This is a genomic window from Coleofasciculaceae cyanobacterium (assembly GCA_036703275.1).
Taxonomy (GTDB): domain Bacteria; phylum Cyanobacteriota; class Cyanobacteriia; order Cyanobacteriales; family Xenococcaceae; genus Waterburya.
The window spans coordinates 173358-186283 of the sequence record DATNPK010000028.1; the positions used below are offsets into that span (position 1 = coordinate 173358).

Below are 12926 nucleotides of genomic sequence, written 5' to 3' on the forward strand. Positions count from 1 at the left end.
GAAGATATGATGTAAATAAGCTACTCTTCGTCTTCATATATGTCTTCTGAACTACCCAGCTATTCTTGTAAGGCTGATGCAGACTTATTTTTGCTCTTGCAGAATGGGCAGACCGATATCCTAGCCATCTTATACAATCGCCATGCTGCTTTGGTATATGGGATAGCATTGCGACTGCTGAAAAATACTACCGAAGCAGAAGACTTGACCCAGGATATATTCTTGATCCTAACTAAAAAATGTTCTTATGACCCCAAGCGAGGAACTTTACGTACTTATTTAGCAATATTAACGAGATCGCGTGCCTTAGATCGTCTGAGATCCCGCAGCAAAAACCAAAAAAGACTCCACAATCAATCATTGAATGAAAGTGCTAAGGCTTTGTCCGAAAGCCCAATGGTCGAAGTTTCTCAAGTAGAGCGATCGCATGAGGTTCAACAAGCTCTCAAACAGCTGTCAACTCAAGAACAACAAGTATTAAGAATGGCATATTATCAAGACTTAAGCCAGTCAGAGATTGCCAAACAGTTAAATATTGCACTGGGCACAGTAAAGTCAAGATCGCGCCGTGGCTTACTCAAACTGCGTCAAGCTCTAATCAACTTGAGGGAGCATTCTTAGCATTATGTCAACACTACCACCAGAATGCGAACAATTGCTAATATCGGGTTATGTATTGGGAAATCTAAGTCCTGCCGAAGCTTTGCTGTTTGAAGAAATGCTGAGGGAAAATCCCGACCTAATCGGGCAGATAACAGCCATGCAACAAGCTTTAGATTTGGCTTACATTACTCCAGAAATATCCCCACCAGCCACTTTGGGCGATCGCGTTTTAGCAGCAGCCAAGGCTCAAAAAGTTAATGTTGAAACAGTAAAACCTTCGGTCAATCATGCTGAAGTTACTAACTCACTCCAGCCTAAATTACTCGGTAAAATTTTGGGAGCGATCGCTTTAGCGACAATTGCCATATTGGGTGTCGCCAACTATCGTTTGTGGCGCACGATCCAAACGCTTAAAACTGATGTCGATTCAGCGATCGTTCAAAATACCTACTTATTAGAGGGAGAAGATTTACCAAAGACAACAACAGCCAAGTTGATTGTTAACCCTAACCAACTAAACGCTACTTTGATCGCCAACAATTTACCAGTCTTACCTCCAGGAAAAGTTTACGCTTTGTGGACGGTGGTGGGTAAAAATGTTCCCTATACTACGGACGATAAAGGAGCAATTTTGACTGCGGTTTTTCAAGTAAACAAATCAGGCGATTTTAAGCGACAAATTGCTATTTTCCAATCACATCTCGAACCGAGAACGATTAATAAAATTGCGATTACGGTAGAAAACCAATCTGCCCCTCAAGCCCATACAGGTTCAATCTTTATTGCTACGAGGGATAGATCTTAAGCAAGTTATAAATCGGTAAGGGCAAATGACCATTCACCCTTACTAGGTAAATTGATGATAAATTAATTATCCTGGGAATAGCTGCTTATCGGCTAAAACTGTTTTCTGGCTCAACTAAACAAACATCATGACTTCTATTCTCCAACAGCTTAAAGATTCGGTTAGCCAAGCTTTGGTGTCTGCTTTTGGCGCAGAATTGGCCGATACCGATCCTCTTGTCGCGCCCACCAATAATCCTAAATTTGGCGATTATCAATCTAATGTGGCTTTGTCTCTGGCTAAACCCCTCAAGCAAAATCCCCGCGCGCTCGCGCAAGCAATTATCGACAATCTTCAGAACGAAGATATGTGCGAAACACCAACAATTGCCGGGCCAGGTTTTATCAACTTTAAGCTAAAATATAATTATATTGGGCAACTCCTTAGCCAAATTCAGCCAGACGCAAGATTAGGTATTCCCAAGGTACAACCAGCACAGAAAGTTATTGTCGATTTTTCCAGTCCTAACATTGCCAAAGAAATGCACGTGGGACATTTGCGATCGACAATTATTGGTGATGCGATCGCTCGTATTTTAGAATTTAGAGGTTACGATGTGCTGCGTCTTAATCATGTCGGTGATTGGGGTACTCAGTTTGGTATGCTGATTGCTTATCTTAGAGAAGCTTATCCCGAAGCTTTAACTACGGCTAATGCTTTAGATATTGGCGATCTAGTATCTCTATACAAAAAAGCGAAAGTTCGTTTTGATGAAGATGAAGCGTTTAAACAAACAGCCAGACAAGAAGTAGTCAAGCTACAGACTGGCGCAGAAGATAGTCGTCATGCGTGGAAGCTGCTTTGCGATCAATCTCGCCAAGAGTTTCAAGTGATTTATGATTTATTGGATATCGATATAGAGGAAAGAGGAGAGTCTTTTTATAATCCTTTTCTAGAAGATATTGTTAATGAATTAAAGCAAACAGGTTTACTAGAAGAAAGCGAAGGTGCAAAATGCGTTTTCTTGGATGGCTTTACCAACAAAGATGGCGATCGTTTGCCTCTGATTGTGCAGAAGAGTGATGGCGGATTTAATTATGCCACTACAGATTTGGCAGCAATCAAATATCGGGTGAAAGAAGATCGCGCCAAGAGAATTATCTACGTTACCGATTCTGGACAAGCAAATCACTTTGCAGCAGTATTTCAGGTAGCTAAAAAAGCAGGAGTCTTACCTGAGGATGTGGAAGTAGTTCATGTACCCTTTGGCTTAGTTTTAGGTCAAGATGGCAAAAGATTCAAGACTCGTTCGAGTGAAACAATTAAGCTTAAAGATTTGTTAGATGAAGCAATAGATCGCGCTCGTAATGATTTAGAAAATAGACTCGAAGAAGAAGAAAGAGAAGAAACTTCAGAATTTGTAGATCGTGTATCTCAAGTAGTTGGTTTGAGTGCAGTTAAATATGCCGACTTGAGCCAAAATCGTACCTCAGATTATAAATTTGATTACGATAAGATGCTCGATCTCAAAGGTAATACCGCACCTTATTTACTTTATGCTTATGTACGTCCTCAAGGTGTTAGCCGTAAAGGAAACATTAACTTTTCTCAGCTAGAGACTAATACAGAAATTATTTTGACTGAAGATGCTGAATTAACCTTAGCAAAACATATTTTGCAGCTTGAAGAAGTAATTAAAGAAGTAGAGTCGAGCTTGTTACCTAATCGAATTTGCCTGTATCTATTTGAACTAAGTCAAAAGTTTAATCAGTTTTATGAACAATGTGAAATTTTAGAAGCAAAATTAACTCAAAGAACTTCACGTTTAATCTTAGCCGATCTAACGGCACGTACGATTAAGTTAGGGTTGTCGTTATTAGGAATTAATGTCTTAGAAAGAATGTAGACTATTAAGGTTTTGGTGGACAAATTATTAAGCGCAATATTTTTTTATCTTTCAAATTATGCTCACCCGAGCGAAAAGATTTTTGAAGATAATTATTAACAACCACCTTTTTCTACTAATTATCAAATCCGAAGTCATTAAGAAAAATAATTTGTGTTTATTTGTGGACTTCAATTAATGCCAAAAAACTTTCACTTAATATTAATATCCTTACTCAGTGGTGTCCTGATGGGGTTAGCACCAGCACCGTTCAATGCTTGGTATTTTGCCTGGTTTGCTTTAACCCCTTTATGGATATTAATCAGACAACAAAAGTCTCGGCAACAAATAGCTATTCTCGCTGTAGCCTGGGGACTTGGCTATGATGGTTTAGCGTTATTTTGGATTACAGGAGTTCATCCAATGACTTGGATGGGAGTACCCTGGTTAGCTAGTTTAGCGATCGCCATTTTTTGCTGGGTTTTTATTACTTTGTGGGGTGCAGGTGTAGTAGTTAGCTGGTCGATTTTATTCAGCTTAATTACTCAAAAAATCAATAACAAAAGTGTTTTAAGTGCTTTAATCAGAGTTTTGATGGGAGTAGCTTTATGGTGTGGTTTAGAAACATTATGGAGCTATACGCCTCTGTGGTGGCCAGCGATCGCCTATACTCAAAGTCCACATAATTTGTTTGTTTTACAGTTAGGAAAAATATCAGGAATTAATACGGTTGCAGCAGTAATTATTGCTGTAAATGGATTGCTGGCAGAAGCTATTTTAGCTAGACGTAACAAAATTAATCTTCAAAGTAAAATATTACTTTGGTCTTCTTTAATAGTTTTATTATTTAGTCATATATTAGGTTATTATCTCTATCAAATTCCCCTAGCAAAAGATAATTTAGCACCGTTAAAAGTTGGCATTATTCAAGGTAATATACCAAATGAAATCAAGTTGTTTTCTCAAGGGTGGCGCAAAGCGATCGCGGGCTATACTTCTGGCTATCAAAGATTAGCCAAACAAGGAGTAGATGTAGTATTAACTCCCGAAGGGGCATTACCTTTTTACTGGGAAGATATTGTTGCTGGTTCTAGTTTTTATCAGGCAGTAATTACGGAAAAAGTACCTGCTTGGGTTGGTGCAAACGGTAGAGATGGCAAAAGCTTTACCAACAGTTTATTTACCTTGACTGGTGAAGGTCAAACCTATAGTCGCTATGATAAGTACAAACTTGTACCTTTAGGCGAATACATCCCGTTTGAATCTATTCTAGGTGAATTTATTGCGCGTTTGTCTCCTTTAGAAGCTCATCTAGCAGCAGGTAAACCCAATCAAATCTTTGACACTCCCTTTGGTCGAGCAATTGTGGCGATCTGCTATGAATCAGCCTTTCCCCAACACTTCTGGCGACAGGCAAAAGCAGGGGGAGAGTATATCATTACTGCATCAAATAATGCCCATTATAGTACGACAATGCCAACCCAACATCATGCTCATGATGTCATGCGAGCGATTGAAAGCGATCGCTGGGCTGCTAGAGCCACTAATACGGGCTATAGTGCGATCGTCGATCCTCACGGCAATACTCTATGGATTTCAGACATTAACCAGTATGCAATTCACTCCCACACTATCTACCGTCGGCAAAACCAAACTTTATATGTGCGTTGGGGAGACTGGCTGACACCGACACTATTGTTATTGGCAGGAGTATCGATCTTTTTTAGGAAGGTAATTAAGTAAGAAGTAATAAGGCTTAATATTTTATTACTGCTCATTGGTCTAATAAATAAGAAACATTATCTCCGAATCCCCCAGTTTCCAAGTCCTCAAGTCAGCCTTTACCATCTCATCATGACGCAACGCCAAGATTATTCAGTCTGTACCCAAGTATCTTTACTACCACCACCCTGAGAAGAGTTAACCACTAATTGTCCTGACCCCATTGCAACCCGCGTCAGTCCACCAGGATAGACATAAATCTCTTCTCCTTGATGGATAATGTAAGGACGTAAATCTGTATGTCGCCCTTCTAAGCGATCGCCGAACACGGTAGGAATGCTAGAAAGATCAATTGTTGGTTGCGCTATATAGCTTCGAGGTTGGGATTTAATTTTTTGAGCAAACGCTTCTCGTTCAGATTTACTGGCTTTAGTTCCAATCAACATTCCATGTCCCCCTTCTTCACTGGCTGATTTGACCACCAACTCATCAAGATGTTCGAGAACATACTGGCAATCTGACTCCTGCCAACATAAATAGGTAGGGACGTTAGGCAAAATTGGTTCTTCACCTAAATAGTAACGAATCATTTTTGGAACATAAGCATATACAACTTTATCGTCTGCTACCCCTGTACCCAAAGCATTAGCTACAGCGAGTTTACCTTGCTGACAGAGAGCGGCGATCGCAGCAGTGCCAGAAGGATAATCGCCGATCGACTTCAAAGAATCAAACAGTTCTTTATTTCCCCGTCGGTAGATAACATCAACTCGTCGTAGTCCATCCGCGGTAAGCATTTGTAGATAGCCATCTTTTAATACTACATCCTCTGCTTCTATCAAATAAACCCCCATTTGTTTGGCTAAATAAGCGTGTTCAAAATAGGCAGAAGACTGTTTACCCGGCGTAAGAATAGCAATATTAGGCTGGCTAACTCCATTTGGGGCGGAATTAAGCAAAGTTTTGCGCAATTGTTGAGGATAATCATCTACAGGAGCGATCGCTAATTTTTTTAGAAGTTGAGGCAGCAATTTTTCCATTACCTTACGGTTTTCCATGGTATAGGATACTCCTGAAGGAACTCGTAAGTTATCTTCTAAGACATACCATTTTCCAGAGCGATCGCGCACCAGATCCGTCCCACTGATATGACACCAAACACCTGCTGGTGGTTTAATACCTCGACATTCAGGAATAAAGTTCGCAGCTGAATTGATAATTTCTCGCGGAATTTTGCCGTCTTCGACGATTAACTGGCGATCGTAAATATCTGCACAGAAAAGATTAAGCGCCGCAGCGCGTTGCTGAAGTCCTTTTTTGAGATTGCGCCATTGGGCTACTGGAATAACGCGAGGAATCAGATCGAAAGGAAACACCCTCTCTTCGTCTCCCACCCGAAAGGTGATATTTTTTTCGGCTAAGAGCTGTTGGGCAGTTTCCTGATGATGCTGAAGTTCTCCTGAAGCAAGTTTTTGTAGCCAATCCACTATAGGGGCTACTTCCGAGCGAGATTCTCCTGAAGCCAGAATATATTCGTCATAGCAATCTTTTGTACCGTAGTGATTTAGTCTCATTTTTCTAGACTACCTCCAATTAAAATATTCTGAACTTAGAAATGCCGTGGTTTTCCAGAAAGCGGTGGTGTAACGTTGACCAAATAATTAGCAAGTGATTTTTGTACAGCTAGCTATACTAGCGCGTCTAGATTAATTTATTGGGTATTAAAAATTATTTTCAGCCCCCTACCCCCCAAACTTGGGGGAATCAGCCTAGCATTCTAGCCTAGACGCGCTGGTACAATAATTTGGTTTATTTGGTCGTTTTCATTACTAAACCGCCCTTTAGTTTATTTTTGATCTTTGTTATCTCTAAAATTGTTCTCGATAAACATTACAGCAGTTTTCAACTAAAAGCTAAGGGCTAATAGCTAAAGAAATTTTCACCTGCCTTTAAGGTGGGGTTTTTTCTACCGTTAGTACTACACGACAGGCACTACTCCGCTTCTAAGATGAATATACAAGACTTGAAGATTAATTCAAGTTAATCGATAACCAGGGTGGTTGATTATGTCAGACTCAAGGAAAGATAGAATTATTGCCGATCTGCAACAGGCAAAACAGACTGGGGAATTAAAAACCGAGAAGATCCGCGAAATTATCAAAAATGCGATCGCCGAAGCTGTCAAAGAAGTTAAATTGGGTAGGAGCGAAATAACTAGCTTAGTCCAAGATGCGATCGCTGCCGTTACCGAAACGGCTAAAGAAACAGGTGGTGAAATAAAAGAAGAAGTTACGGCTTCTATTCAGGGTGCAATCGACGGTATCAGCGAAGCCAGAAGACAAAAAATTGCTCAAACTCAATCAGAAATAACCACTCTCGAAGCTCAAGTAGTATCACAAGAGCAAGAATTACAGCAGGAAATCGACGAAGCTTTAGCAGAAGTTGAAACTAAAAGCGAGGTTCAGACTGATAGTGTCAGAGAAGCGATCGCTGAAGCAATGATTAACATCGGCAATAGCGAAGAGTTTGCCATTCTGCAAAAACATTATGCACGTCTAAAAGCCCAAACTGCGGTATTACAGGCCAATTTAGCCAGCCGTTATGGTGAACAATACGAAGAAGTAGGCAAATATCTAGAAGATGCTAAAGTTTGGTACGGCAAAGCTAAAGAAGATCCAGAAGTCTTTACCGAACCCGTCAAACGTAAAAGAGCCGAATTCGAGGAAAAGCTAGGCGCAACTGGCGGTGCAGCCGCTCGCAAAGAAAAACAGGTAAAACAACTCTTAAAAGAGCTTTGGAAAGAAATTAGAGAAATATTTCACGAAAAAACAGCTAAATAAACTCGAATATTATTTTAAATGATTAAATTGGCGATCGCTTTACTCAAAGGAGCGATCGCTTATTTATTAAAGCAGGAAAACATTGAAGGTTATTCGTTCGATAACAGCATCAAACGTAAAGGATGTAGTTGAACGTACCAGGGAAAAGGACGCTTTTTTAGTTCCTGCCATTTTTCTTTAAATACTTCTGCTTGCAGGTGATAATCATCAGGGCTAATAGCAGCATGATGTAATTTTATATACAAAGTCATTCGGTGTTGAGTTTCGCTAATGCTAGCTAGCCAACAAGGAAAGGTATTGGCTTCAGTATTTGTATCGTCAAACAGAATTTGATGGGCGCGAATTCCTAGGTAAGCTAGAGATGCTGAAGGTGGTTCAATGACTTCTAGAGTACAATTCCAATCAAGAGCTTGAATAGTTTGTCCAGAAATAGCTACAGCACGGGAAAAGTTTTTACAATTGGTTAATTGAGCTACTCTGAAATTGGGAGAGTGTTCAAAGATATTATGTTTTGAGTCGTAAGCGATCGTTTTTCCTTCATCTACTATGAGTAGGTTGGAACATACCCGATAGGCTTCTTCGAGATTATGGGTAATAAACAAAGTTACGCCTTGATAGGTAATTAAGGTTTTTTGGAGTAATTTTTCTTGTTTATCGCGCAAATAAGTATCTAAAGCGGAAAAAGGTTCGTCTAGTAATAATATTTCAGGTTTACTGGCTTTAGCTCTGGCTAATGCGACTCTTTGTTGTTGTCCGCCTGAGAGTTCGCCTGGATAGCAGTTGCCTAGATCTGGTAAATCTAAGGCTAGCAATTGTTTGGCAACTTCTTGTTTAATGATCGAAGAAGATGTACCTTGGGAAATGCCAAAAGCAATATTTTCAGCTACAGTAAGATGGGGAAAAAGGGCGTAATTTTGAAAGAGAAAGCCACAGGCGCGATCGCGCGGTGGTAAATTGACATTTTGTTCTGAATCAAATAAAACTTTACCATTTAAAACAATTCTGCCTCGATCTGGAGTTTCCAAACCTGCAATACATCTGACAATCGTGCTTTTTCCTGCACCAGAAGCACCTAATAATCCTAAAGGTGTTTGATTGGCTGCAAAAGATACATCTAAAAAAAAGTCACGGAGTTGTTTTTGAATATCGACAGTTAATTCAATTGGGTATTGTGGTAAAGGATAGCTCCTTTGCCGAGCGCAAAAATACGGTTTTTGAACTAAAATTGACAATATTTGAGCTATTGAACGATAAATATCTTTTTTGCTTCTTTTCTTATTTTTCAACGCTTCGTTGCTCCACTTTGCCCCTTTACTTTCTGTCCAATAATTAACGGCAATAATCACACCTAAAGAAATTGTCAGGATGATTAATACCCATAACAAGGCTTCATCCATCGCACCACTTTCGGCAGCAAAGAAAATTGCGATCGGAATTGTTTGGGTTTTACCAGGAATAGAACCTGCTAACATTAAGGTTGCACCGAATTCACCTAAAGCGCGAGCAAAAGAAAGTAAAGCACCAGCAATTAGCCCAGGTTTCGCTAGAGGCAGCATAATTTGCCAGAAAATCCGCCATTCTGAAGCTCCTAAAGTTCTGGCACAAGCAAGAAAATTTTCATCGATTTGTTTGAATGCGCCAAGGGTAGTTTTGTACATCAAAGGAAAGGCAACCACCGTAGCAGCGATCGCCGTAGCGTACCAAGTGAAAATAACCGTAAAGTTAAATAGTTTTAAAAATTGTCCGAGAAATCCGTTTTTGCCGAAGAGTAATAAAAGTAGAAAGCCAATTACGGTAGGGGGAAGCACTAAAGGTGCAATCAAAAATCCCTCAATTACACTTTTTGCTTTGCCTCGATATCCTAGCATCCAACGTGCAGCAATAATTCCCAGAAAAAAGGCGATCGCAGTGGCAGTAATTGCTGTTTTTAAGGAAATCCACATAGGAGATAAGTCTAAATTAATCATGCTTTTTGAGGGAATTAAAGACTTTAAAGGCAGAAATGATTAAAATTGAACCCAAAATTAGTTTTAGTAATTTGGCGGAGATTATTCCCACTAGCATTCCTCCGAAAATTGCGCCAATCATCGAACCCAAACTCATCGGGATGATGGTGTTTTTGAAGGCAGGGCGATCGCTATAAGCTTGTTTCTGGGCATAACGAACAATACCAGTAATTACTGTCGGCAAACTAACAATTAGACTTGCCGTACCTGCGGTTTTAATATCTAAACCAAAACCAAAAATCAGCGTGGGAATGATTAATTCCCCTCCTGCTACTCCCAGTAAGCTACTAACTAAGCCAATTGCTAAACCGCAGATGATTCCGACTAGAATTTGTAACAATAAAACTACTGGAACAATTGCGGGTAAAGCTTCTGGTAAAAAAGCTTCTACAATTAAAGCCAAACCAATGGAAACTAAAAATACTAAAATAATTTTTTCTAACTGTTCATTAGAAATCTTTCTCGCCCAACTTGCGCCCAACCAAGCGGAAATTCCCGCACCAGCAATTAAAGATAATAGTATTTGTTGATTCGGTATTAGAGAATCTATAGCTAGTGTTTTACTACGAATCAACAGGGAGAAAACAATTGTTACTAAACTAATGGCTAAATTTAAAGGTACTGCTTGACGGGCAGAATAACCTAAATAACTGGCTAAGACTGGTAAGCGAAATTCTGCACCACCCAAACCCATTAATCCACCTAAAATTGCAATAGGAATAGCTATAGCAAAGGCGAGGTGAAAATGATATTTTTGCCACAAAGATTTCATGATTAACTATTAAGAGAAATAAAACCATATTGTTCAAAAATAGTTTTAGCTTCAGGAGTAAAAAGAAAATTTTCTAATTTTTTGGCTGCTTCTAGATTGGCACTATCTTGCAGAACTGCGATCGGATAAACTATGGAAGAGTGAGTATCTTCAGGCGCAGTGACAACTACTTTTATGTCGTCAGAAACTTTAGTATCACTAAGATAAACAATCCCTGCATCGACGTTTCCTGTAGCTACATAATTTAGTACTTGTCGCACATCCTTACCGTAAACTGCTTTTGGTTTTACTGCATCAAGAATTCCCAAGGAGGTTAAGATTTCCTGGGCATATTTACCCGCAGGAACGCTTTCTGGTTCGCCTAAAGCAATTTGAGTTAAAGCATCTGTGCCTAAGTCTTCAAAGCTTTTAATAGTTGTGTTGTTTTTCGGTACGATTAAAACCATTTGGTTTTTAAGCAAATCTCTTCGAGTTCCAGGCAATAAGAGATTTTTTTCTTCTAAAGCATTCATTTGCTTGGCAGCAGCAGAAACAAAAACGTCTACAGGCGCACCTTGTTCGATTTGTTGCTGTAGCGAACCAGAAGAACCAAAATTATACGTAATACTTACTTCTGTCTTTTCTTCATAAATCGGTTTGATTGCTTCGAGGGCATCTTGCAAACTAGCTGCTGCTGAAACAGTTAAATCTATTGGTTGGCTGGATTGAGCAAAAGTAGTTGAATGAAAAAGGTTGATTTGACCAAAATTAACTACTAATAGAAATGAAATAATTAACAAACCTAAAAAAGTCAAAATAGTTTTTTTCATATTTTAAATAAATAAATTGATTTTTGTAGTTATTATTATTGCACTTTATACCCAAAAATCTAAAGAAATAATCACCATCTAGATAGAATCAAGAAGCTAAGAAAATTGAGATAAATAATGTGGTTGCTAAAGTTAAATTAATTGGATTGGCTTGTGGTTTAAAAATCTTGCTTTAACCGCTTGAATTCTAAAGTTAAAATTAAAAAGTCCTGAAAATAATCGATAGCTAACTCGATTACTTTTTCAAGATATTGCTGTAAATAACACTTAAGGCGTGATTAGTTAAAATTTAATTATATTTAAAAGAAGACTAAACAAAAGAAAAGTAAGGTAAGGTAGGCGATCGCTTTACTCAAAGAAGCGATCGCCTTTTAGTTTAATTAGATCTTTAGATTCAGCTCGATCATTTTTCTTTACCAAAAGCTTAAGATTGAACTATCTCAGCTGAGCAGAACTAGTAAGATAAAAGTTAAAGTCCAAAATCATTACATGACAGAAAAGTCTCAAACTATCTATTTGTCCGACAGCCAAAGCGCGATCGCCTTAGCCGGAAGCAACGAACAGAATCTTAAATTGCTATCTCGCCATACAGGAGCAACCTTGGTGCTGCGGGGACTAGATTTACTCATCAAAGGTCAGATAAAAGCCGTTGAACGATGCGCCAAAGCGATTAGAACTTTAGAGCCGTTGTGGTCTATGGGCAAAACTTTATATGAGCCTGATATTTTGACTGCCTTTCAGGCGATCGATACTGACAGAACCGAAGAATATAGCGACTTACAAAAGAACGTCCTAGCTCGTACCAAGAAAGGCGAAGTAATTCGAGCTAAAACTTTTAAACAAAAGCAATATATTAAAGCAATCCAGCAACACGACGTTACTTTCGCTATTGGCCCGGCGGGAACAGGTAAAACTTTCCTAGCTGCGGTATTGGCAGTCAAGGCTTTACTTAGTGATGAATGTGACCGAATCATTCTGACTCGTCCTGCGGTAGAAGCTGGAGAAAAGCTGGGGTTTCTGCCAGGAGATTTACAAGAAAAGGTAAATCCCTTTTTACGTCCTTTGTATGACGCACTGTATGAATTTATTGATGCTGAAAAAGTCCCTGACCTAATGGAGAGAGGAAAAATAGAGGTTGCGCCCTTAGCATACATGCGGGGACGCACTTTGAAAGATGCTTTTGTGATCGTGGATGAGGCACAAAATACGACTCCTGCTCAATTAAAAATGGTGCTAACTCGTCTGGGCTTTGGTTCTAAAATGGTAGTGACAGGTGATATTACTCAAACTGATTTACCTTCTAATCAAGATTCTGGTTTAATTGTCTCACGCAGAATTTTACGTCATGTCGAAGGGATTGCTTTTTGTGAGCTAACTCAAGCAGACGTAGTACGTCATCCTCTGGTGCAGAAGATAGTAGCTGCTTATGAGCGATATGATAAGTAGAAAAGCTACATAGCTAAATTGCTAAATTAGCTAAAAATTAAAAAGTTATCGTCGCCAAC

General features: G+C 39.2%; 10 protein-coding genes. 6 read left to right on the forward strand and 4 right to left on the reverse strand.

The window, feature by feature from the left end:
- Positions 1-39 precede the first annotated feature (39 nt).
- The 4 genes from V6C71_07535 (at position 40) to lnt (ending at position 5015) form a co-directional block, all read left to right on the forward strand.
- The gene (locus V6C71_07535) at positions 40-621 is read left to right on the forward strand and encodes a sigma-70 family RNA polymerase sigma factor (protein HEY9768348.1); all 582 of its coding nucleotides are present in this window, start codon (positions 40-42) and stop codon (positions 619-621) included.
- 4 nt (positions 622-625) lie between these two features.
- On the forward strand, positions 626-1408 hold the full coding sequence (locus V6C71_07540) for an anti-sigma factor (GenBank protein HEY9768349.1): 783 nt from the start codon (positions 626-628) through the stop codon (positions 1406-1408).
- A gap of 127 nt (positions 1409-1535) precedes the next feature.
- The gene (gene argS / locus V6C71_07545) at positions 1536-3293 is read left to right on the forward strand and encodes an arginine--tRNA ligase (GenBank protein ID HEY9768350.1); all 1758 of its coding nucleotides are present in this window, start codon (positions 1536-1538) and stop codon (positions 3291-3293) included.
- Positions 3294-3521: 228 nt separating this feature from the next.
- On the forward strand, positions 3522-5015 hold the full coding sequence (gene lnt, locus V6C71_07550; protein HEY9768351.1) for an apolipoprotein N-acyltransferase: 1494 nt from the start codon (positions 3522-3524) through the stop codon (positions 5013-5015).
- 128 nt (positions 5016-5143) lie between these two features.
- On the opposite strand, the gene V6C71_07555 is transcribed toward lnt, so the two are convergent.
- Positions 5144-6568 carry a circularly permuted type 2 ATP-grasp protein gene (locus tag V6C71_07555; protein HEY9768352.1) on the reverse strand — a complete coding sequence of 475 codons (1425 nt, stop codon included), beginning with the start codon at positions 6566-6568 and terminating at the stop codon, positions 5144-5146.
- A 492-nt stretch (positions 6569-7060) separates the two neighbouring features.
- On the opposite strand from V6C71_07555, the gene V6C71_07560 reads away from it, so the two are divergent.
- Positions 7061-7834, forward strand: coding sequence for a histidine kinase (locus V6C71_07560; protein HEY9768353.1), 774 nt, complete (start codon positions 7061-7063; stop codon positions 7832-7834).
- Positions 7835-7923: 89 nt separating this feature from the next.
- Here V6C71_07560 and modB read toward each other — a convergent pair whose 3' ends face one another.
- From modB to modA, 3 genes are read right to left on the reverse strand one after another with little or no spacing between them, the layout of a single operon-like run.
- Entirely contained in the window at positions 7924-9801 is a 1878-nt protein-coding gene (modB, locus tag V6C71_07565) for a molybdate ABC transporter permease subunit (GenBank protein ID HEY9768354.1), read from the reverse strand.
- Complete coding sequence (locus V6C71_07570; GenBank protein ID HEY9768355.1) at positions 9794-10612, reverse strand: sulfite exporter TauE/SafE family protein; 819 nt, start codon at positions 10610-10612, stop codon at positions 9794-9796. The genes modB and V6C71_07570 overlap by 8 nt, the downstream gene beginning before the upstream one ends.
- Positions 10613-10614: 2 nt before the next feature.
- Positions 10615-11421: a molybdate ABC transporter substrate-binding protein gene (gene modA / locus V6C71_07575; protein ID HEY9768356.1), complete on the reverse strand. Its 807-nt coding sequence runs from the start codon at positions 11419-11421 to the stop codon at positions 10615-10617.
- Between the two features lie 489 nt (positions 11422-11910).
- Between modA and V6C71_07580 the strand changes: the two genes are divergently transcribed.
- Positions 11911-12867: a PhoH family protein gene (locus tag V6C71_07580; protein ID HEY9768357.1), complete on the forward strand. Its 957-nt coding sequence runs from the start codon at positions 11911-11913 to the stop codon at positions 12865-12867.
- Positions 12868-12926: the final 59 nt, after the last annotated feature.